19 protein-coding genes, 1 pseudogene and 1 other annotated feature are annotated in these 20,629 nt (G+C 63.1%); of the genes and pseudogenes, 12 read left to right on the plus strand and 8 right to left on the minus strand.

Annotated features, from left to right (window positions below):
- Window positions 1-34 precede the first annotated feature (34 nt).
- A complete protein-coding gene (gene hisD, locus AACR77_RS10860; protein ID WP_042881398.1) occupies window positions 35-1,360 on the minus strand; it encodes a histidinol dehydrogenase in 1,326 nt (441 codons plus the stop codon).
- A 30-nt stretch (window positions 1,361-1,390) separates the two neighbouring features.
- Entirely contained in the window at window positions 1,391-2,287 is an 897-nt protein-coding gene (gene hisG, locus AACR77_RS10865) for an ATP phosphoribosyltransferase (protein ID WP_010674694.1), read from the minus strand.
- Window positions 2,288-2,311: 24 nt separating this feature from the next.
- Window positions 2,312-2,440, minus strand: a sequence feature (His leader region).
- A gap of 190 nt (window positions 2,441-2,630) precedes the next feature.
- Between hisG and AACR77_RS10870 the strand changes: the two genes are divergently transcribed.
- From AACR77_RS10870 to rnd, 7 genes are all read left to right on the plus strand, one after another.
- Window positions 2,631-2,876, plus strand: a complete 246-nt coding sequence (locus AACR77_RS10870; RefSeq protein WP_010674695.1) for a hypothetical protein — start codon at window positions 2,631-2,633, stop codon at window positions 2,874-2,876.
- A 61-nt stretch (window positions 2,877-2,937) separates the two neighbouring features.
- A complete protein-coding gene (locus AACR77_RS10875) occupies window positions 2,938-4,857 on the plus strand; it encodes an ATP-dependent DNA helicase (RefSeq protein ID WP_042881400.1) in 1,920 nt (639 codons plus the stop codon).
- Window positions 4,858-4,954: 97 nt separating this feature from the next.
- Window positions 4,955-5,656: a tRNA (adenosine(37)-N6)-threonylcarbamoyltransferase complex dimerization subunit type 1 TsaB gene (gene tsaB, locus AACR77_RS10880; protein ID WP_010674697.1), complete on the plus strand. Its 702-nt coding sequence runs from the start codon at window positions 4,955-4,957 to the stop codon at window positions 5,654-5,656.
- A gap of 50 nt (window positions 5,657-5,706) precedes the next feature.
- Window positions 5,707-6,222, plus strand: coding sequence for a Slp family lipoprotein (locus AACR77_RS10885; RefSeq protein ID WP_039039136.1), 516 nt, complete (start codon window positions 5,707-5,709; stop codon window positions 6,220-6,222).
- A 9-nt stretch (window positions 6,223-6,231) separates the two neighbouring features.
- Window positions 6,232-7,083 carry an alpha/beta fold hydrolase gene (locus AACR77_RS10890; protein WP_042881402.1) on the plus strand — a complete coding sequence of 284 codons (852 nt, stop codon included), beginning with the start codon at window positions 6,232-6,234 and terminating at the stop codon, window positions 7,081-7,083.
- 196 nt (window positions 7,084-7,279) lie between these two features.
- Window positions 7,280-8,956, plus strand: a complete 1,677-nt coding sequence (fadD, locus tag AACR77_RS10895) for a long-chain-fatty-acid--CoA ligase FadD (RefSeq protein ID WP_010674700.1) — start codon at window positions 7,280-7,282, stop codon at window positions 8,954-8,956.
- Between the two features lie 98 nt (window positions 8,957-9,054).
- A complete protein-coding gene (gene rnd, locus AACR77_RS10900; RefSeq protein ID WP_039039174.1) occupies window positions 9,055-10,167 on the plus strand; it encodes a ribonuclease D in 1,113 nt (370 codons plus the stop codon).
- A 158-nt stretch (window positions 10,168-10,325) separates the two neighbouring features.
- Here the strand turns inward: rnd and AACR77_RS10905 are convergent, their stop codons facing one another.
- The 4 genes from AACR77_RS10905 to dusC form a co-directional block, all read right to left on the minus strand.
- A complete protein-coding gene (locus AACR77_RS10905) occupies window positions 10,326-10,694 on the minus strand; it encodes a TraR/DksA family transcriptional regulator (protein ID WP_039039175.1) in 369 nt (122 codons plus the stop codon).
- Window positions 10,695-10,775: 81 nt separating this feature from the next.
- Entirely contained in the window at window positions 10,776-11,741 is a 966-nt protein-coding gene (locus AACR77_RS10910) for a DMT family transporter (protein WP_042881404.1), read from the minus strand.
- 74 nt (window positions 11,742-11,815) lie between these two features.
- Window positions 11,816-12,643: an AraC family transcriptional regulator gene (locus AACR77_RS10915; protein ID WP_042881406.1), complete on the minus strand. Its 828-nt coding sequence runs from the start codon at window positions 12,641-12,643 to the stop codon at window positions 11,816-11,818.
- Between the two features lie 56 nt (window positions 12,644-12,699).
- Window positions 12,700-13,644: a tRNA dihydrouridine(16) synthase DusC gene (gene dusC, locus AACR77_RS10920; RefSeq protein ID WP_042881408.1), complete on the minus strand. Its 945-nt coding sequence runs from the start codon at window positions 13,642-13,644 to the stop codon at window positions 12,700-12,702.
- 177 nt (window positions 13,645-13,821) lie between these two features.
- Here dusC and AACR77_RS10925 point away from each other — a divergent pair, with 177 nt between their 5' ends.
- From AACR77_RS10925 to AACR77_RS10940, 4 genes are all read left to right on the plus strand, one after another.
- Window positions 13,822-14,199, plus strand: a complete 378-nt coding sequence (locus AACR77_RS10925) for a YbaN family protein (RefSeq protein WP_042881409.1) — start codon at window positions 13,822-13,824, stop codon at window positions 14,197-14,199.
- Between the two features lie 132 nt (window positions 14,200-14,331).
- On the plus strand, window positions 14,332-14,877 hold the full coding sequence (apt, locus tag AACR77_RS10930) for an adenine phosphoribosyltransferase (protein ID WP_010674707.1): 546 nt from the start codon (window positions 14,332-14,334) through the stop codon (window positions 14,875-14,877).
- Between the two features lie 177 nt (window positions 14,878-15,054).
- The gene (dnaX, locus tag AACR77_RS10935) at window positions 15,055-17,532 is read left to right on the plus strand and encodes a DNA polymerase III subunit gamma/tau (RefSeq protein WP_042881411.1); all 2,478 of its coding nucleotides are present in this window, start codon (window positions 15,055-15,057) and stop codon (window positions 17,530-17,532) included.
- 124 nt (window positions 17,533-17,656) lie between these two features.
- Window positions 17,657-17,986, plus strand: coding sequence for a YbaB/EbfC family nucleoid-associated protein (locus AACR77_RS10940; RefSeq protein WP_005301028.1), 330 nt, complete (start codon window positions 17,657-17,659; stop codon window positions 17,984-17,986).
- 111 nt (window positions 17,987-18,097) lie between these two features.
- Here the strand turns inward: AACR77_RS10940 and AACR77_RS10945 are convergent, their stop codons facing one another.
- Window positions 18,098-19,024, minus strand: a complete 927-nt coding sequence (locus tag AACR77_RS10945) for a LysR family transcriptional regulator (protein ID WP_042881413.1) — start codon at window positions 19,022-19,024, stop codon at window positions 18,098-18,100.
- Between the two features lie 118 nt (window positions 19,025-19,142).
- On the opposite strand from AACR77_RS10945, the gene AACR77_RS10950 reads away from it, so the two are divergent.
- The gene (locus AACR77_RS10950; protein ID WP_039039144.1) at window positions 19,143-20,024 is read left to right on the plus strand and encodes a pirin family protein; all 882 of its coding nucleotides are present in this window, start codon (window positions 19,143-19,145) and stop codon (window positions 20,022-20,024) included.
- Window positions 20,025-20,081: 57 nt separating this feature from the next.
- Here AACR77_RS10950 and AACR77_RS10955 read toward each other — a convergent pair.
- Window positions 20,082-20,629, minus strand: a pseudogene (locus AACR77_RS10955) (YjiH family protein); the annotation flags it as partial.

Below are 20,629 nucleotides of genomic sequence, written 5' to 3' on the forward strand. Positions count from 1 at the left end.
GCCCGCACGACGCGACGGGCCAGATTGACGATGCTCATGACAAATCCTTCTGCTGTGCTGTTTGTTGGGGCTCGGCGGCCAGGGCGTTCAACCTGAGGGTGACGGCATGCTTGTGGGCATCGAGTCCCTCGGCCTGGGCGATGCGCTGGACAATGGGGCCAAGGCCGCGAATGCCGTCTGCAGTGAGCTCTTGAACCGTGTAGCGGCGCTGATAGTCGGCAAGCCCCAGGCTCGAGCAGGTGCGGGCATAGCCGTAGGTGGGCAGGGTGTGGTTGGTGCCGCTGGCGTAATCACCGACCGACTCCGGTGTCCATGCCCCGAGGAAGATGGAGCCCGCGTTCTCGAGCTTGTCCAGCAGATCCCGGGGGGCCCGGGTCTGCACGATGAGGTGTTCCGGTGCATAGGCGTTGGAGATGGCGCAGGCCTCTTCCAGGTTGTCGCAGAGGATCACCAGGCTTGCCTTCAGGGCTTGCTCGGCGATGTCGCGGCGGCTGAGCTCGGCGAGCTGCGCCTGGATCTCGCTGCCGATGGCATCGGCCAGGGAAGCGGAGGTGGTGACCAGCACCACCTGGCTGTCGGGGCCGTGCTCGGCCTGGGAGAGCAGATCCGATGCCACGAAGGCCGGGTTGGCGCTCTCGTCTGCGATCACCAGCACCTCGGAGGGGCCGGCTGGCATGTCGATGGCGGCGCCCCGCCAGTCACGGGAAACCTGGCCCTTGGCTTCGGTCACATAGGCGTTGCCCGGGCCGAAGATCTTGTCCACCTTGGGGATGGTTTGCGTGCCATAGGCCATGGCCGCGATGGCTTGGGCGCCGCCGATGGCGAACACCTGACGGACGCCACAGGCGCGGGCGGCAAACAGGATCTCGTCGCTCGCCGGAGACGGGGTACAGAGCACCACCTCACGGCAACCGGCCAGGCTTGCCGGAATGGCCAGCATCATCACGGTGGAGGGGAGCGGCGCGCTGCCTCCCGGGACATAGAGGCCGACCCGGCTGATGGGTTGGGTGCGCAGCTCGCACAGCACCCCGGGCTGGGTCTCGACTCGAACGACGGGCTGCACCTGGGCGGCGTGGAAGGTTCGGATATTGGTGATGGCGGCCTCGATGGCGCCCTTGATGTCATCACCGAGTCGAGCGCAGGCGGCATCCACTTCCGCGTCGCTCACCCGAAGCTGTTCGCGGGGCGCGCGTTCGAAACGCTGGCTCAGCTCGCGCAGGGCCTCATCGCCCCGGCTGCGTACCGCAGCAATGATGTCTCGCACCACGGTACCGATGTCGGCTTCGTCGCCAAGGGCGGGCCGGGTCAGGACCTCGGCTTGCCGGGCGGGGGAGAGGGTCTTCCAGATCAGGGTCTGCATGATGTGTCTTCCTTATTCCATCATCTCGGCTTATTCCATCATCTTTTCAATGGGCAGCACCAGGATGGAGCTGGCACCCAGGGCCTTGAGCTGTTCCATGGTCTCCCAGAACAGGGTTTCGCTGGAGACGACGTGCAGGGCCACCTGGTTGGTGTCACCGGCGAGCTGCATGATGGTGGGACGCTCCGCCCCCGGCAGCAGATCGGTGATGGCATCGAGCTTGTCTTTGGGGGCGTGCAGCATGATGTATTTGCTTTCGCGCGCCTGTTGCATCCCCTGGATGCGGGGCAGCAGCTTGTCGATGAGTTTCTGCTTGGCATCGTTCAGGGGGTTGGGGGCCTGCACCAGCACGGCCTTGGAGCGGTAGATCACCTCGACCTCTTTCAGGCCGTTGGCTTCCAGGGTTGCGCCGGTGGAGACCAGATCGCAGATGGCATCGGCCAGACCCGCGCGGGGGGCTACTTCCACCGAGCCGCCCAGCATCACGCTCTTGAAGCCCAGGCCCTTCTCGTCGAAGAAGCGCTTGAGCAGACCGGGGTAGGAGGTGGCGATGCGCTTGCCGGCCAGGCTCTCGGGTCCTGTGTAGTTGACATCGTCCGGCACCGCCAGAGAGAGGCGGCAGCCGCCGAAGTCGAGCTGCTTGAGGGTCTTCACCGCAAAGGGCTGCCCCTGGGCTGCGCGGATGAGCTGCACCTCTTCGAGAACGTTCTCGCCGATGATGCCAAGATCGACCACCCCTTCCATCACCAGACCCGGGATGTCGTCATCACGCACCCGCAGAATGTCGATGGGCATGTTCTCGACATGGGCGATGAGGCGCTGTTCCCGCAGGTTGATCTTGAGGCCGCAGCTCTTGAAGAGGGCCTGGGAATCCTGGCTCAGACGACCGGATTTTTGCATGGCGATGCGCAGACGTTGTGTTTCCATTGCTCGATTTCCTTCTAGTCAAAAACGAAAAAACCCTCGGAAGTATGTGCTTCCGAGGGTTCATGAATCTTGCGGTCCTTTTGGAAGTCACCAGTTAAGTGTCTTCCAGCAGTCAACCTCCTGAAAGACTATTCGGGATGATGATGGTGATGATGAGTCTTCAGGGTGGTGAACTTCATGATGTAATCAATCCTTTACAAATCAGATGCCGTTGTTGACGCCCGATTTAAACTACCTGCCTTGACAGAAAATGCAACCGAAAAATGTGATCAGGACGATTAAAGTTGAGAAAACGGTTTTCTGGTCGATAACTAGACAATGAGATGCCAAAGGAGGCGACATCATGCCCAGCCAGGACCTGTTATTTCCCATCCTGCCCCGCGCACCCTCGACACCGAGCCCGGATGACATCAAGCGGGAGGTGACCCAGATCAGCCAGAAACATCAGCTGCGCAAGATAGGCACCGACAATGGCGGCGGTGGCCAGCATCACCAGCAGAGAGAGCAGCCGCCAAAGCCTGATCAACCAGCGGTGCAGGATGATGATCACAAACCGGATCCGGACCACCGGATTGATCTCTTCGTCTGAACGCATTATCAGTCCCGCTTTTTCCGCGCTTTTGGCATAATGCCCGCTTTTGCAGCGGGACATGCCTTTGACCATCATCCAGACCCTGTTCAAGCCAGACGGCCCCCTGGCCCGCCATATTGACGGCTTCAAGGCCCGTGCCCCGCAACTGGAGATGGCCGAGGCGGTGTCCCGTGCCATCAAGCAAGGTGGCCGCTTGCTGGTGGAGGCTGGAACGGGCACTGGCAAAACCTATGCCTATCTGGTGCCTTCGCTGGAATCCGGCAAGCGGGTGGTGATCAGCACCGGGTCCAAGAATCTGCAGGAGCAGCTCTTCTATCGGGATCTGCCCACCATCACGGGGGCGCTTCACTACACCCCGCCGGTGGCACTGCTCAAGGGGCGCAGCAATTACCTCTGCATCGAGCGGATGAACCGGCTGTTGAGTGAATCCCATCTGCAAAAGCCCGAGATCCTGAGCGATCTCGTGAAGGTCAAATCCTGGTCGACCGCCACCGACAACGGCGATGTGGGGGATATCCCGGGGCTACAGGAGAACGCCGAGATCCTTGCCCACGTCACCAGCACCAACGACAACTGCCTGGGTCGCGACTGCCCCTATTACGATGATTGTCACCTGGTCATCGCCCGGCGCCGTGCCATGGACGCCCAGGTGGTGGTGATCAACCACCACCTCTTTTTCGCCGACATGGCGGTCAAAGACACCGGCTTTGGCGAGCTGGTGCCCGAGGCGCAGGTCTATGTATTCGACGAGGCGCACCAGCTGCCCGAGATCGCCAGCCACTACTTCGGCAAGTCCGTGGGCAGCCGCACCATCCAGGATTTGGCGCAGGATATCCAGCTCGCCTACCGGGCAGAGGCTCATGACATGGCCCAGCTTGGCAAGGCGGCGGACAGGCTCGCCATTGCCAGTCAGGATCTGCGCCTTGCCTTCGGCGTGGAGGGGGGGCGCGGCAACACCCGGGATCTGCTGAGACAATCCCTCTGGGCCCAGGCGCTGGCCCGTCTCAACGATGCCATCGGGCTCTGTTATGAAGTGCTGAAACTGGCGCTCGGTCGAGGGGAGCAGCTGGATCACTGTTTCGAGCGCATCAGCGAGCTGCGCACCCGCCTTGGGGAGGTGCTGGCGGTCAACCAGACCGGTTTCTCCTACTGGTATGACTGTTCGCGTCTGCACTTTACCCTCAATCTGACGCCGCTGTCGGTCGCCGAGCGCTTCGGTACCGAGGTGCAGCGCCCCGAGGTGGCCTGGGTCTTCACCTCGGCCACCTTGACGGTGGACAATCGCTTCGCCCACTTCGTCGCCGAGATGGGGCTGGCCGGCAGCGCCGAACTCATTCTCGACAGTCCGTTCGATTACGCCGAGCAGGCGCGCCTGTGCGTACCCCGTTTCTTGCCAGAGCCCAATGCCTTCGGGCGCGGGGAGCAGCTGGCGACCCTGATGATCCCCCTCATCAACAAGACGCCGGGGGGATGTTTTTTCCTCTGCACCAGCCATCAGGTGATGCGCCAGGTGGCTGAGGTGCTACGCCGGGAAATCGGCCGCACCGTCCTGCTGCAAGGGGAAGACAACAAGCAGCGGCTGCTCAAGACCTTCGTGGAAAACGGTCGGGCCGTGCTGGTGGCCACCAGCAGTTTCTGGGAGGGGATAGACGTGCGGGGGGCGGCATTGTCCTGTGTTATCATCGACAAGCTGCCCTTTGCGAGCCCGGACGATCCCCAGCTCAAGGCACGGGTGGAGGATTGCAAGCTCAAGGGGGGGGATCCCTTTGCCGAGCTGCAGTTGCCCAAGGCGGTGATTGCCCTCAAGCAGGGGGTGGGGCGGCTCATCCGTGATCGCAGTGATCACGGCGTACTGGTTATTTGTGATCCTCGGGTGGTCAACAAGCCCTATGGCGCCACCTTCATCAAGAGCCTGCCTGCCATTCCACGGACCCGGGAGCTGGCGACCCTGGGAGAATTTTTCGGACCACGGGAGTGAGTCCGCCGCGCCGGGGCTGATTGCCCCCGGCCATGCATGACGGCAGGCCTTGGCCATGCTGACGATTTAACTGACTGATGTGAAGAGAATAAAAAGAATGGATGAGTTGAAGATCCTGGCCGTGGATACCGCCACCGAAGCCTGCTCCGCAGCCCTCTTGGTGGGCGATACCCTCTTTTCCCGCTGGGAAGAGGCGCCCCGTGACCATACCCGCAAGATCCTGCCCATGGTTCAGGCTCTGTTGGATGAAGCCGGTCTATCGTTGGATGAGCTCGACGCCATCGCCTTCGGTCGTGGGCCTGGCTCCTTCACCGGGGTACGGATCGGGATCAGCGTGGCCCAGGGGCTCGCCTTTGGTGCCGGCGTGCCGATGATCGGTGTCTCCACCCTGGCGGCCATGGCCCAGGGGGCCCATAAGCTGGAAGGGGCCGAGCAGGTGCTTGCCGCCATCGATGCGCGCATGGACGAGGTCTATTTCGGCCACTACGCCCTGGTGGACGGAGTGATGACGCTGGTGGGCGAGGAGGTGGTGAGCGAGCCAGCCGCACTGGTGCAGGCCCGTGACAAGCTGACTGGCGCGGTGAGCTGCGTTGGCACCGGTTTTGAAACCTATGGCGAGACCCTGGGCGGCCTGGCAGATGTGCTGATGCCAAGCCAGGTGCGTTTCCCGGCGGCCGCCGACATGCTGCCTCTGGCACGCCAGGCCTGGTTTGCGGGTGAGGCGGTGCCGGTTGAGCAAGCCACCCCTGTCTATCTGCGTGACAAGGTGACCTGGAAGAAACTGCCGGGTCGCGAATAAACGGCAGCGGCTGCCCCGGGCTGCTTTGTCGGACGATGAAGGAGAGACGAATGAGAAAATCCGTGATCATGCTGGGATTGGTGGGGCTGCTGCTGGGCGGTTGCAGCACGGTGCCCAAAGAGCTTGCCTATGAGCCTGCGGATCAGCTGGTGGCCTATCAACCCGCTCTGCAGGGGATGGAAGGCAAGCCGGCCCGCTGGAGCGGTGTCATCTCGGCGGTCCACAACAAGGCGGATCAGAGTGTCATCGAGGTGGTCTATCTGCCCCTCAAGTCCAATGGGGTGCCGGAGCAGACCGAGCAGAGCCCCGGTCGTTTTCTCGCCATCATGCAGGGGTTTGTCGACCCGACCCTCTATGCCAAGGGTCGCAGCCTGACGGTGCTCGGCACCCTCGACAAGCCAGTGGACAGCCAGATTGGCGAGCACAAGTATCGCTTCTCGGTACTCAAGGTGACGGGGAGCAAGCTGTGGCCACCGGTGAAGGAGGTGGAGATCCGCTACATGGATCCCTACTTTTACGATCCTTTCTATGATCCCTTCTGGCCCAGACGGCCCCTGCGCCGCTGAGGAGCCCGGATGACGGCGACATTGCAGGAGCGCAGGCTGCGCCTGGCGGACGGGCGGCACATCGCCCTGCTGGACAATGGTCAGGAGGGCAGACCGCTGCTGGTGGCCCTCCATGGCTGGCTCGACAACGGTGCCAGCTTTTTGCCTCTGGCCCCCTGGCTGGGGGCGTTTCATCTGGTCTGCGTCGATCTGCCGGGTCATGGTCACTCCGATCACAAGCACACCTCCTATGTCTTCGTGGACTGGCTGGATGATCTCTACCAGATCACCCAGGCCGCGGGCTGGCAGCGTTTCATCCTGCTTGGTCACTCCCTGGGGGCGCTGATTGCCTCTGCCTATGCCGGCGTTTTTCCCGAGCAAATCGAGCGGCTCATTCTGCTGGAGGGGCTCGGCCCCTTGAGCCAGCCCGACGAGGAGGTACCGGGGCAGCTGCGCCGCGCCATCCTCAACCGCACTCGTACCCGTGAGCGTGCAACCAGTGGATTTGCCACCCTCGAGGAGGCGGTGGCTGCCCGCTGCAAGGTGGCGGACATTCCCTCGAGTGCGGCACGCCTTATCTGCGAGCGGCAGCTGGAGGCGCGGGCAGGGCGCTGGTATTGGCGCAGTGATCCCCGTCTTCGCGATCTCTCCCCCCTGCGCATGAGCGAGGGGCAGGCCCAGGCCCTGATCCGGGCCATCGCCTGTCCGGTGCTCTTTATCTGGGGAGAGCAGGGCTTCCCCGGGCTCCTGGCACAGTGGCAGTTGCGGGAGGCGGCCTTTGGCCACATTGAACGGGTGACAGTGGCAGGAGGCCATCATTTTCATATGGAAAATTCATCAGAAACCGCCGTTTATATCGAAAACTTCGCTCAAATCCGGTAGGATCGGCGGCTTTGAATCATGTCAGGTTTGCTTTCTCCCTCACATTTCCCGTTGTTAATTCACTGTTAATTGATGTTGCCTTATGTAAATATGTGCGGCATTAGAGCATGAACTTAAAACAATTGATTGAAATGGATGTGACAGGGACGGAGGCAACACAGTGAGCGCACAGGTGCGAGTTATGCAGGAGAAGTTCGTGGAAAGAGTCTGGCTGAAGCGTTATCCAGAAGGGGTGCCCGCCGAGATCAATCCAGACCAATACGGCTCTCTGGTCGAGATGTTTGAAGAGTCGGTGAACCAGTTCGCCGATCAACCCGCCTTCGTCAACATGGGGCAGACCATTACCTACCGCCGGCTGGAGGAGCAGTCCCGAGCCTTCGCCGCCTACCTGCAAAACGAGCTGAAGCTCGGCAAGGGGGACAGGGTGGCCGTGATGATGCCGAACCTGCTGCAATACCCCATCGCGGTATTCGGGATCCTGCGGGCCGGCATGACGGTGGTGAACGTCAACCCCCTTTATACCCCGCGCGAGCTGGAGCATCAGTTGAAAGACTCCGGCGCCAAGGCCATCGTCATCGTCTCCAACTTCGCCCACACCCTGGAAAAAGTGGTGTATGACACCCCGGTCAAGCATGTGATCCTGACCCGGATGGGAGACAACCTGGGGCTGGCCAAGGGGACCCTGGTCAACTTCGTGGTCAAATACGTCAAGAAGCTGGTGCCCAAGTACAACCTGCCCCATGCCAGCACCATGCGCCAGGCCCTCGCCAAGGGGCGCTACCTGCAGTACATCAAACCCGAGATCAGCAACCAGGACATCGCCTTCCTGCAATACACCGGCGGGACCACCGGCCTCTCCAAGGGGGCCATGCTGACTCATCGCAACATGATCGCCAACGTCGAGCAGTGCCTCGGTGTCTATGGCCCCGTGCTGGAGCGCGGCAAGGAGTTTGTGGTCACGGCGCTGCCGCTCTATCACGTCTTCGCCCTGACGGTGAACTGCCTGCTGTTCATGCGTCTGGGGGGCTACAACCTGCTCATCAGCAACCCCCGCGACATCCCGGGTTTTGTCAAAGAGATCAAGAAGTATCCTTTCACCTGCATCACAGGGGTGAACACCCTGTTCAACGCCCTGGTCAACAACGACGAGTTCAAGGGCATGGATTTTGCCAAGCTCAAGCTCACCATCGGTGGCGGCATGGCGGTGCAACGGGCGGTGGCCGAGCAGTGGAAGGGGCTGACCGGCACCCCGCTGCTGGAGGGCTATGGCCTGACCGAGTGCTCGCCCCTGGTGAGCGTCTGCCCCTATGATCTGGTGGATTACAACGGCTCCATCGGTCTGCCGGTCTGCTCCACCGAGATCCGTCTGGTGGATGACGAGGGGAACCAGGTCACCGAACGGGGTGCCCCCGGCGAGATGCAGGTGCGCGGTCCTCAGGTGATGACCGGCTACTGGCAGCGCCCGGAGGCGACCGCCGAGGTGATGCAGGATGGCTGGCTCTGCACCGGCGACATCGCGGTATGCGACGAGCAGGGTTTCTTCAAGATCGTCGATCGCAAGAAGGACATGATCCTGGTCTCCGGCTTCAACGTCTACCCGAACGAGATAGAAGACGTGGTGGCCCTGCATCCCAAGGTGCTGGAGGTGGCCGCCGTCGGCGTACCCAACCCGGTGTCCGGCGAGCAGGTGAAGATCTTCGTGGTCAAGAAAGATGCAAAGCTGGCGGAAGAGGAGATAATTGCCCACTGCCGCAAACATCTGACTGCCTATAAGGTGCCGAAACTGGTAGAATTTCGCGACGAACTTCCCAAGACCAACGTGGGCAAGATCCTGCGCCGCGTGCTGCGCGACGAGGAGATTGCCAAGCAGTAACCGGCATGCACTGCTTTGCAGTCCAGCGCTGTCGTTATGCAAAACCGTGGGACATCCACGGTTTTTTCTTTCTGGATCCGACCAACGTGCAGGCAACGATGCAATATCAACTCATTTCACAGCAAGCCGAACTGGATCAGTATCTCGCTTCTCTGGCCGACGTTCCCCTGGCCATCGATACCGAATTCGTTCGCACCCGTACCTACTATCCCCAGCTCGGTCTGTTCCAGATCTACGATGGCAAGCAGCTTGCCCTGCTCGATCCCCTGACCCTGGATCTCTCCGGTTTGTGGCAGCGCCTCGGTCGGGCCGGACAGATTGCCATCCTGCACGCCTCCGGTGAGGATCTGGAACTCATCCAGCATCAGGCGGGTCACCTGCCCAACCAGATGCACGATACCCAGCTGGCGGCAGCCTTCCTGGGCCATGGCGTGTCGGTGGGGTTTGGCGCCCTGGTCAACGAATTCCTCGGGGTCGAGCTTGAGAAGGATCAGGCCCGTACCGACTGGCTGGCGCGCCCCCTTACCCCTCGTCAGCTGGAATATGCCGCGGCGGATGTCTTCTACCTCATGCCCCTCTACGAGAAGGTAATGGCCAGACTGCGCGAGAGCGGCAAGTTCCCCTGGTTCGAGCAGGAGTGCCAGAACCACTCCGCCCGCAAGACCCAGGGCAGCGATCCCCGTCAGGCCTACCTCGAGATAGTCAACGCCTGGCAACTGGGTCGCCGCGAGCTGGCCATCCTGCGCGAGCTGGCCGCCTGGCGCCAGCAGGAAGCGGTACGCCGGGATCTCGCCCTCAACTTCGTGGTCAAAGAGCTGCACCTGTTCAAGGTGGCGGAGCGTCGTCCCGCTTCCCTTCGGGATCTCAACGAGCTGGGCCTCTCGCCCATCGAGATCAAGATCCACGGCAAGCGGATGCTGGACATCGTCGCCGCCGCCCAGCAGAGCGACCCTGCTAGCTGGCCCGATCCCATCCGCCGTCTGGTGGACTTCCCCCAGTACAAGGCCGAGCTCAAGCGCATCAAGGCCATGGTGGAGGAGAAGGCCAAGGCCAGCAACATTCCGCCGGAGCTGGTGGCGAGCAAGAAGATCATCCACCAGTACTTCACCTGGAGCTGGCGCATGAGTGCCGAGGAGCGGGCCAGGGCGGACAAGCCCATGCTGCTGCAAGGGTGGCGTCATGAGCTGGTAGGCCACCTGCTGGCCCAGTGACGAGTACGCAGTACGAGAAGGGGAGTCCATGACTCCCCTTTTTCATGCCTGTGCGGCTGCCCCCGGGGGTTGCCGGGATCGTCGCGCCAGGGGGGTGGTCATGATGGGAAGCGAGAAGGGGTGGAGGAGGGAAATGGCGGGCACAAAGGGTGCCCCCATCAGAGTTCGTGAGCGTGGAATCCCTTGCGGTAGCGGGCTTCGCAGCGCGGGCAGCGTTGCAGGGTCGGATCCTGTTCCAGCTGTTCAGGGAGCAGCGGCTCCTCACAATCGGAGCAGAAGCCATAGAGCCCCAGATCCATCTGGCAGAGCGCCGCGTCGAGCCGCTTGAGGCGTGCCACGCTGTGTTCCACCCCGGGCAGATCGAGACGGCTGGTCAGATCAACCAGTTGATCCCGCTCGCAGCGCTCCACCTTCTGTGCCCAGTCATCTTGTCGACAGGCCTTGAGCTGACGGATCAGCTCCTCTCTTGTTTGCGCCCAGTCGGTCAGAAGGCGCTGATGCCATTCGGCCAACCGGGCTTGCGTCACTTCACACACAGCAGCCCCCAAAAACGAGTGATAAAACTCGGCCAGTATAGGGAAACCCGCGGTTTATCAAGATGACATGAGTCAAGTTAACCGTGCTTTGACGGGTTTTTCCGGCAGGTGCTGCGGCTTGCCGGTGATGACGTAGAGCACTCCCGCCACCAGACAGACGACACCCACCAGGGTACTCATGGGGGGCATGATCCCGCGCAGCATAAAGGCGTACAAGAGCCCCGCCAGAGTCTCGAACACGATGAGCGGCCCGACCAGCACGGTCGGCAGGCGCTGGCTCGCTTCGTTCCAGCATAGGGTGCCGAGCCAGGAGCAGAGGAGCCCCACTGCCCCCATCAGCAGCACGAAGCGCAGGGGCGTCGGCCCGAAGGGCAGGGGAAAGTCCGGTGCGCTCAGGGCAAGATGGCCGAGGCTGCCGAGATAGGCAATGAGCGCCACCGGCAGGGTCACCAGCCCCTGGGCGGTGGCCCAGACGGCCGGACTGCGGCCCGGGTGCTCGCGCAGCCAGCGGGCGTTGCGCAGGGGATACCAGGTCCAGCACAGCACGGCGCCCACCGCCAGGGCGAGCCCAAGCAGTTGTTCGGTGCGCGCCTCGGTGTGCCAGGTCAGCTCGGCGCTGTTGACCAGATAGAGGCCGGCCCCCATCAGCACCAGGGACGGGTAGAGCCGGGTGCGGGAGAGGCGACCGTCCCGTGCGCCATAGAGGCGGTTGGCGGCCAGGGCCGTCACCACCGGCAGGGTGCCGATAAACATGGCCGCCAGGGGCGAGCCGATGCGCAAGATGGCCCCCGACAGGCAGAAGTAGTAGAGGAGGTTCCCCACCAGAGTGAGGGTGAGGGCCTCTCGCCAGTCGCTGGTCGAGAGGGCCGCCAGGTGTTTGCGGGCCTGCCAGGCGAGCGGCAGCACGATGAGGCCGAAGGCGAGGTAGCGGCCGCTCGCGAGCAGGGCGGGGGGATAGCCGTCCACCAAGAGGGGGGCGACGAAGATGAGCCCCCACATCAGGCCGGCCAGCAGGGCAAACAGGACTCCGATCAACATGTTTCATATCCGCTAAAGAAGAAGGAGGCCAGCCTAGCAGGGGGGAAGGGGGGCGTATTGAACCAGATTGCGCTTTAGCGGCCAGCCTGCACCTGTTTCTGGTAGCGGACCGGGGTGGTGCCATAGCGGCGCAGGAAGGCACGGTTGAGGTGGGACTGATCGGCCAGACCACAGGCAGCGGCCACCTCGGCAGCGGGCAGGCCGGCGGCCAGCCACCCCTTGGCGCGCTGCAGGCGGATGGCCATCAACATCTGCTGGGGGGTGACGTGAAAGCGGGCCTTGAAGCTGCGCTGGAAGTGGTAGGGGCTGAGGTTTACCGCTCCAGCCAGCTCGGCCAGGGTTATGGGGCGGGCGAAATAGGCCTGCATATAGTCGATGGCGCGGCCCAGAGGGTGGGCCGCTTCGCGCGGGGCCGCCAGGGCCCGGGCATGGGGGCGCAAGGTCTCGCACACCCTTAGCAGCAGGCCGTCGGCGGCGAGCTCGCTGTCACAGTGCCAGAGGGCATCCAGGGTCGCCTGCAGGACGGGGGCAGTGCGCGGATCGCTTCGCACGGCATCGGTGAAATACCAGTCGCGCTCGCCGCTGATGGCCTCGAGCCGATCGGCGGGCAGGTAGAGCATGCGATAGCGCCACCCTTGCTCGCAGGCTGACTCGCCCGTGTGCAGCTCATCGGGGTTCATCAGCACCAGACTGCCGGGACCGGCCAGGAGCTGGCTGCCGCGATAGCGAAAGCGCTCGGCACCGCACTCGATGACACCGAGGCCAAACCCCTCGTGACTATGGGGATCGAAGATGTGGTGCTGGATGTGGGCGCGATAGAGCTCGGTCGCAGGCTGCCCCGGCAGGGCGCGAAAATCGGCCCTGTCGTGCTGATGGGTAAAGTTGACCGGCACTCCCTGCATCCTGACCTCCTGTCAATGAGCCTTCATCATAGGGCGCCGCGGGGCGGCGGCCAAGTCTAGGCCTGTGAGGCGCACTCGCGCTCGAGGGCGGAGCGGATCTCCTCTGCGGTCTTGATGGTGCGGATGCGACGAAACAGCTCGTCGGCCTGGGGGTATTCCCGCACTATGTAGGAGAACCACTGCTTGATGCGACTCGGGTAGTAGTCGGCCTTGTCGCTCGCCAGATCCTGCTCGGTGTAGGTCACCATCAGTTGCAGTACCTCGGCCCAGCTCATGTGGGCACACCCCGTCTTCATCACGTTGGCCAAGTTGGGGAGGGAGATGGCGCCCCGGCCCACCATAAGGGCATCGCAACCGGACACCCGGGCACAGGTCAGGGCATCGGCATGGTTCCAGATCTCGCCGTTGGCGGTGACGGGGATGGGCAGGGCGCGGCGGATGGCGTCCACGTACTCCCAGTGTGCCGGCGCCTTGTAGCCTTCGCGCTTGGTGCGGGCATGCACCGCCAGCTCGTTGGCGCCCCCCTGATAGACGGCCTGGGCGTTGTCCAGATAGAGATCCTTGTCATCGTATCCCAGGCGGATCTTGGCGCTCACCGGCAGGTGGGCAGGCACGGCCTCCCGCACCGCCTTGACGATGCGATAGACGGTCTCGGGTTCCTTGAGCAGCACGGCGCCCCCCTTGCTCTTGTTGACCGTGGGGGCAGGGCAGCCGAAGTTGAGATCGACCCCGGGAGAGCCGAGCTCGATGGCCCGGATGGCATTTTCTGCCAGCCACTCCGGATGTTGTCCCAGCAGTTGCACCCGTACCGGGGTCCCTGCACGGGTCTTGCCATCCTGTTTCAGCTCGGGGCAGAGGCGATGGAAGACCTTGGCGGGCAGCAGTTGATCGACCACCCGGATGAATTCACTGACGCAGAGGTCGTAATCATTGACGGAGGTGAGGACCTCCCGCATCAGGTGATCCAGCACCCCCTGCATGGGGGCCAAAATAACGCGCATAGCTGCTTCCGAAGACAAGGGGAGAAAAAAGAGCGCAGATTGTAGTGGCAATGGCCGGGATTGTCAGCCGTCTGCCCACTCGATGGCCCCCATCGACGGCCGCCGACTGGGCCAGGCTGTCAGCTTCCGGGCCAACTCTGTTAGGCTAAAGGCAGAGATACATGCAGAGGAGTACCCATGAAACGCTGGTGTCTGATGGCCCTGGGCTGGCTTGCCTTCACCACCGGGATAGTCGGGATAGTCCTGCCCCTGCTGCCGACTACTCCTTTCATGTTGCTGGCGGCGGCGCTGTTTGCGCGCTCCTCCCCCCGCTTTCATGGCTGGTTGCTGGCGCATCCCTGGTTTGGCCCCCCCATCCTCGACTGGCAGCAGTATCGCGGCATTCGCCGTCACGCCAGACGCCGCGCCATCATCTTCATCCTGATCTCGTTTTCGGTATCGCTGCTGGTGGTGCCATTGCCCTGGGTGAGGTGGCTGCTGGTTGTCATAATGGTGATCCTGCTCACCTGGTTGATGCGTCTGCCGGTGCTGGAGCCGGTTGCAATGAAGAAGTGAAATCCCTAAGCTATCGCGGCAATAATGCTATGGAGTTGGCTCGTCATTTTTGCGTGACGGGCCTTTTTATTGCCCCCAGGCGGAGACCCCGTGCGCCGCCATGGCAGGGCTCAAAAAATAAGCGGTCAAATAATGAATCCGGAAACCCTGAAGTTTATCGAAGCGAGCATCAAGACCATTCCCGACTATCCGAAGCCGGGCATTCTGTTTCGCGACATCACCAGCCTGATCGAGAATGCCGAGGCCTTCAAGGCCACCATCGATCTGCTGGCCGATCATTACCGTGATCAAGGCATCACCAAGATTGTCGGCACCGAGGCCCGTGGCTTCATCTTCGGCGCCCCGGTTGCCTACGCCATGGGGCTGGGGTTCGTGCCGGTGCGCAAGCCGGGCAAGCTGCCCCGCGCCGTCATCGAGGAGTCCTACGCCCTGGAGTACGGCACCGACACCCTGCAACTGCACACCGATGCCATCGTGCCCGGTGACAAGGTGCTGGTGGTGGACGATCTGCTGGCCACCGGCGGCACCGTCGATGCCACCGTCAAGCTCATCCGCCGCGCCGGCGGTGAGGTAGCGGATGCTGCCTTCATCATCTCCCTGCCGTCCCTGGGCGGTGATGCCCGCCTGACCGCCGCCGGCGTCAAGGTGGTCTCTCTGGTGGAACTCGCGGGGGCGTAAATCGCCCCTTCGCGCGGCAGGCCTCGTCACCCTGCTTTCTGCCGCAAACCGGTGCCTGAACGGGCACCGGTTTGAAATTCAAGCGATCCCTCCCAAGGCGGCGCATCCCCCATACAGCCAGCCCTCCATTTGTGTTAGCATCCAGCCTCAATGCCTCGTTTCCCAGCATCGAGATCTATGAGCTATCAGGTTTTGGCGCGCAAATGGCGCCCCCATACGTTTGAACAAGTGGTCGGCCAGCAACATGTGCTGACTGCCCTGACCAATGCCCTGGATCAGGGACGGCTTCACCATGCCTACCTGCTGAGCGGGACCCGCGGGGTGGGCAAGACCACCATCGCCCGCATTCTGGCCAAGAGTCTCAACTGCGAGCAGGGGATCAGCAGCCATCCGTGCGGTGTGTGCGATACCTGCCGCGAGATCGATCAGGGCAATTTCGTCGATCTGCTGGAAATCGATGCGGCGTCCCGCACCAAGGTGGAAGACACCCGCGAACTGCTCGACAACGTGCAGTACCGTCCGGCCCGTGGTCGTTTCAAGGTGTACCTCATCGATGAAGTGCACATGCTGTCGCGCCACAGCTTCAATGCGCTGCTCAAAACCCTGGAAGAGCCGCCCCCCTATGTGAAATTCCTGCTGGCCACCACGGATCCGCAGAAGCTCCCCATCACCATCCTCTCGCGCTGCCTACAGTTTCATCTCAAGAGTCTGGATCAGACCCAGATTGCCAGGCAGCTCGAATGGGTACTGGACCAGGAGGGTCAACCCTTCGAGCCTCGCGCCCTGCTGGCCCTGGCCAAGGCGGCTGACGGCAGCATGCGCGATGCCCTGAGCCTCACCGATCAGGCGTTGGCCCACGGCAACGGTAGCGTGCGCCTGGAGAGCGTGCTCACCATGCTGGGGACCCTCGATCATCACCACCTGCACCAGTTGTTGGAGGCAGTGCTGCGCCAGGATGCCCCGGCCACCATGGCCAAGATCACCGAGATTGCTACCCTGGGGCCGGATTTCGACCAGCTCCACGCCGAGCTGGAAGCCTTGCTCCACCGGGTGGCCATGGCGCAACTGCTGCCTGCGAGCGTGCAGGAGCAGGGGGCGGATGCCGATGCCTTGCTGCAGCTCGCCGGAGCCATGAGCCCGGAAGAGGTACAGCTCTGCTATCAAATCGTGCTGGGGGGGCGCAAGGATCTGCCCTGGGCCCCGGACGGGCGCACCGCACTAGAAATGACCTGTCTGCGGATGCTGGCCTTCTCGCCCCGGCGCGAGGTGGTCCATCCCGCCAACCTGGCGGCCCAGCCTCTCATGACAGGGCACACCGGCGTGATGGCGGCTGCGAGGGAAAACGCGCCGCTCCTGCCGGGAAAGCCCCAGGGGGCTGAGCCGGCCCCGGCTGCCAGCGCAGCACCACAGGCTCCCGCCGCGCCAGCATCGGTCCTTGCGGCCGAGCACGTCGCCCCCGCACCCAAGGCGGAAGAGGGCGCAGTGCTGGATCCGCTCTTTGCCGAGCAGGATGAGCTGCTGCGCGAGGCCGAACGGATGGGCTACGAGGCCGCGGTGCCCGCCAGTCCGCCTGCAGAGCCTGCCTCTGCGCCGTTGGCGGCGGATGACACCGGGCTGACGCAGCAGGTTGAGGTCCAAGGGGAAGACGTCGCCATCTCTTCGACCTCCAGCATGCAGAGCCTGCTTGGCAAGCGCAATCTGCTGCGAAGCCGCCTGCGTGGCGAGCAGAGTGCAAACGCCGCGCCTGCCCGGGTCACTCCCGTCAAACCGGTGGCCGCGACCAAACCGGCCCCGATGCCTGCCGTCGCGACTTCGCCCCAGGCCGAGGTGCAACCAGCGGCGCGGCCCGAGATACCGGGGCAGGGACTTGCCTTGCAAACAGGGTATGACGACCTGCCTCCTCTCGATGCCTATGAAGAGGGGGCCAGTGACTACGAAGAGTATCTGAATCAGGGGTTTGACGAGGGGTTTGCCAGTGCCCCGTTGCCCACGCGGGCAGTGACTTCCGCCCAGCCAGCTCCCGCCACCATGGCACCTCCTTCGCAGGAGGATCTGCCGCCCTGGGATCTGGGCGCTGACGCCGGCAGCGCGGATGCGGCGGCACCTGTGGTTGCCGCTATGGTGCCTGCCGCGCCTCCAGTGGCTGCCAGCGAACCTCAGCCCGCCATTGCGTTGATGGAGACCATCGACTGGGATGCGCTGGAGAGCGACGCCCAGCCCGAGGAGGAGGGGGAGGTCGCCCGTCTGATCCCCTCGTCCTTGCTGGTCAATTGCGGGGACGCCTGGGCCGAGCTCATCGCCCGCACCGGGGTGGGGGGTCGGCTGCGTCAACTGGCCATCAACGCGGTGATGACCCGGGAAGGCAATCGGGTCTCCCTGATGCTCAAACCCGAGCAGCGCCATCTGGTGAGCGACAAGGCCCGCGCCGATCTGGCCGAGATCATCGGTCCCGAGCTGGGCGGCCCGGTTCACATCGATGTGACCCTGGGCTCGGATCCCGCGCGGGAGACGCCGCTCGAGATAGAGCATCGTCTCTATCTCGGGGTGCGTGAACAGGTGAGCCGGGATCTGGCGGCGGATCCCAACGTACAATTCTTGCAGCAGCGTTTCGGCGCCGTGCTCCATCCCGAGAGCATCGAACCACTGAGTCGCTGAATTGCGGTGAAAAAACCGTGCCGGGGTTTGTCCCCGGTTGAAAAGACTTTTGGCTGCCCCCACTTAGGGCAGATGAACCCACAGCCCGGCGCTGGATGCCGGATTTCAAGACGAGAGACGATCTATGTTTGGTAAAGGTGGAATGGGTAACCTGATGAAACAGGCCCAACAGATGCAAGAGCGCATGCAGAAGATGCAAGAGCAGCTGGCCCAGATGGAAGTGGTCGGCGAGGCGGGCGCAGGCATGGTCAAGGTGACCATGGCCGGCAGCCACAGCGTGCGTCGTATCGAGATCGATCCCAGCCTGATGGAAGATGACAAGGAGATGCTGGAAGATCTGGTCGCCGCCGCCGTCAATGACGCCGTGCGCCGCGTGGAAGAGCAGAACAAGGCCAAGATGGGCGAGCTGACCGGCGGCATGCAACTGCCCCCGGGCTTCAAAATGCCCTTCTGAGGATCCTGCCCGTATCCGTTTCCCCTCCTCTGAGAAGGGGAAAAATGAAAAGGCCAGAGCCAAGCTCTGGCCTTTTGCATGTCAGCACACCCGGGAACGGCCATGCACAGATCATGGCGGGAGCTGTGTACTTGCCTGCCCCAGGGGGGAGAAGCCCTCGACCAGATGATCGATGAGGGCGCGGATGGCAGGCAGCAGACCGCGGCGTGAGGGGAAGACCGCGTGGATCACCTCCTGGCGCGGTGCCCAGTCGGGGAGCAAGCGCACCAGCCGGCCATCGGCCAGGGGCTCATTCATCATCATGGTGGGCAGTTGCACGACCCCGAGCCCGTCGATCGCCCCCTGACGCAATGTCTGCATGTCGGTGGTGGCAAAGCGGGGGCTGTGGTGCTGTTTGACCCGGGCCCCATCGGGGCCCAGCAGGGTCCAGTGATGGCCTTCCAGGCTGGCGCTATGACCGAGGCTCGGCCATGACAGCAGATCTGCGGGGGCCCGGGGCATGCCGAGTGACGCGACAAGGGCCGGGCTTGCCACCAGACACTGGGTCGCATAACCCAGCACCCGCATGGCGAGATCGCTGTCCTCCAGGGGCAGTGGTCGCACCCTGAGCGCCATGTCCAACCCCTCCGCGACCAGATCCACCGCCCGGTTGACCCCGACGAGCTGCACCTTGACGCTGGGATGGGCCAGGGCGAAGGAGACCAGCATCCTCCCTACGTGGGCGTGCAGAAGATCGATGGGGCAGGCGATGCGAACCAGACCGCAAGGCTCGCTCTGGGTCGCGGCGATGAGATCCTGCGCCGCATCGGCTTCCACCAGCATGGCCCGGCAACGGGTGTAATAAGCCTGCCCGAGTTCGGTGACGGTGAAGCTGCGGGTGGAACGCTGGATAAGGCGCACTCCGAGTCGCTCTTCCAGCATGGCGATGCGGCGGCTGAGCCGCGATTTGGGCATGCCGAGGGCCCTGCCGGCCTGGGCAAAGCCCCCGTGATCCACCACCTGGACATAGAAATAGAGGTCGTTGAGATCCTGTTGCATGGGGTTATCGTTCACAAAATAGGACACTGATGGCCAATTTTACGTCTACCGGACGCAGCGTTCCAGACTCACAATGCGAGCAACGACACATCCCGTGACGATCACCCAGGAGAGCATCATGAAAAGAGTCATCGGTATTTACAGCGCCCCTCGACAACACTGGGTCGGTGACGGATTCCCGGTTCGCTCGCTGTTCTCGTATCAGACCCATGGCCGCGCCTTGAGCCCCTTCCTGCTGCTGGACAGGGCGGGTCCGGCACATTTCGAGCCCGCCGATCATGCCAGGGGAGTGGGGGAGCACCCGCACCGTGGTTTTGAGACGGTCACCATCGTCTATGAAGGGGAGGTCGCCCATCGCGACTCGACCGGCCAGGGGGGGATCATCGGTCCGGGAGACGTGCAGTGGATGACGGCCGCCGCCGGCATCATGCACGACGAGTTCCACTCCCAGGGGTTCACCCGTCGTGGTGGCACCCTCGACATGGTGCAGCTGTGGGTCAACCTGCCCGCCAAACACAAGATGTCGACGCCCGGTTATCAGGGCATCACCAGCGACACCATCCCGCAACTGAGCCTCAAGGAGGGCGATGTGCGGGTGCGCATCATCGCCGGGAACGATGCCGGGTTGCAACAAGGCGAGGTAGAGGGGCCCGCCCGAACCTTCTCGCCCATGAACATCTGGGATCTGCGGCTCAAAGGCGGGGCCAGCGTGGTGCTGCCGGCGGTAGCGGGATGGAACAGCGCCTTGGTGGTGCTCAAGGGCTCTCTCTTGATCAACGGTCAGGAGCGCGCGGGCGAAGCACAACTGGTGCTGCTCGATCCCAACGGTGAGGAGTTCATGCTGGAGGCGGAAGGCGAGGCCAGCTTGTTGCTGCTGAGTGGCGAGCCCATCGATGAACCCATCGTGGGTTATGGCCCCTTTGTCATGAACAGCGAGGCAGAGATCCATCAGGCGATAGATGATTTCAACAGCGGCCGGTTCGCCGTCATCGCCCCCTGAGACAATCCCGATAAAAACAAAGCGCCTGATGGCGCTTTGTTTTTTTATGAGCCCTGGTCAACCGAGCCAGCCGAGGGCCAGCGCCAGCCTGCCGCACAAGGCGGCTAGCAGGATGCCAAGCAGGGTGCGCAGCAGCCAGATCACCACCAGCTGTCCCACGCTCACCGGGATCCGGGTGGCCAGGATGCAGGGGATGGAGGCAGAGAAGAAGAGCACCGAGCTGACCGAAACCACGGCCGCGACATAGCGCACCAGCAGGTCGGCATCCTTGAGCAGGATGGCGGGCAGGAACATCTCGGCCAGACCGGCAGAGAGGGCCTTGGCGGTGGCGAGCGGTTCGCCGAGATCCAGCAGCCAGGTCAGTGGCCAGAGCAGCCAGCCCAGCAGATCGAACAGGGGAGTGTGCTTTGCCAGCAGCAGGCCCAGCAGACCGATGGACAGTATGGTGGGCACCACGGCAGCGGCCATGTGAAGACCGTCCCTGAGGTTGTCCTTCAATTGCCGCAGCAGTGGATCTGCCTGGTGGGACTGGGTCAGGCCGCAGGTGAGGGCCGCCTGCCAGCGGCTCATGCCAGCCGGTAGCGGCTCGTCGGTCTCCCCATGGT

The sequence above is a fragment of the Aeromonas sp. ZOR0002 genome (assembly GCF_963866995.1).
GTDB lineage: Bacteria > Pseudomonadota > Gammaproteobacteria > Enterobacterales > Aeromonadaceae > Aeromonas > Aeromonas caviae.

What these genes read in the sequence shown, in the direction of transcription:
- AACR77_RS10950 (WP_039039144.1), top strand. Translation starts at nt 19,143, where the DNA reads ATGAAAAGAGTCATCGGTATTTACAGCGCCCCTCGACAACACTGGGTC.
- AACR77_RS10940 (WP_005301028.1), top strand. Translation starts at nt 17,657, where the DNA reads ATGTTTGGTAAAGGTGGAATGGGTAACCTGATGAAACAGGCCCAACAG.
- hisD (WP_042881398.1), bottom strand. Translation starts at nt 1,360, where the DNA reads ATGCAGACCCTGATCTGGAAGACCCTCTCCCCCGCCCGGCAAGCCGAG.
- rnd (WP_039039174.1), top strand. Translation starts at nt 9,055, where the DNA reads ATGCAATATCAACTCATTTCACAGCAAGCCGAACTGGATCAGTATCTC.
- hisG (WP_010674694.1), bottom strand. Translation starts at nt 2,287, where the DNA reads ATGGAAACACAACGTCTGCGCATCGCCATGCAAAAATCCGGTCGTCTG.
- AACR77_RS10945 (WP_042881413.1), bottom strand. Translation starts at nt 19,024, where the DNA reads ATGCAACAGGATCTCAACGACCTCTATTTCTATGTCCAGGTGGTGGAT.
- AACR77_RS10910 (WP_042881404.1), bottom strand. Translation starts at nt 11,741, where the DNA reads ATGTTGATCGGAGTCCTGTTTGCCCTGCTGGCCGGCCTGATGTGGGGG.
- AACR77_RS10890 (WP_042881402.1), top strand. Translation starts at nt 6,232, where the DNA reads ATGACGGCGACATTGCAGGAGCGCAGGCTGCGCCTGGCGGACGGGCGG.
- AACR77_RS10870 (WP_010674695.1), top strand. Translation starts at nt 2,631, where the DNA reads ATGCCCAGCCAGGACCTGTTATTTCCCATCCTGCCCCGCGCACCCTCG.
- apt (WP_010674707.1), top strand. Translation starts at nt 14,332, where the DNA reads ATGAATCCGGAAACCCTGAAGTTTATCGAAGCGAGCATCAAGACCATT.
- AACR77_RS10885 (WP_039039136.1), top strand. Translation starts at nt 5,707, where the DNA reads ATGAGAAAATCCGTGATCATGCTGGGATTGGTGGGGCTGCTGCTGGGC.
- AACR77_RS10925 (WP_042881409.1), top strand. Translation starts at nt 13,822, where the DNA reads ATGAAACGCTGGTGTCTGATGGCCCTGGGCTGGCTTGCCTTCACCACC.
- AACR77_RS10875 (WP_042881400.1), top strand. Translation starts at nt 2,938, where the DNA reads ATGCCTTTGACCATCATCCAGACCCTGTTCAAGCCAGACGGCCCCCTG.
- tsaB (WP_010674697.1), top strand. Translation starts at nt 4,955, where the DNA reads ATGGATGAGTTGAAGATCCTGGCCGTGGATACCGCCACCGAAGCCTGC.
- AACR77_RS10915 (WP_042881406.1), bottom strand. Translation starts at nt 12,643, where the DNA reads ATGCAGGGAGTGCCGGTCAACTTTACCCATCAGCACGACAGGGCCGAT.
- dnaX (WP_042881411.1), top strand. Translation starts at nt 15,055, where the DNA reads ATGAGCTATCAGGTTTTGGCGCGCAAATGGCGCCCCCATACGTTTGAA.
- dusC (WP_042881408.1), bottom strand. Translation starts at nt 13,644, where the DNA reads ATGCGCGTTATTTTGGCCCCCATGCAGGGGGTGCTGGATCACCTGATG.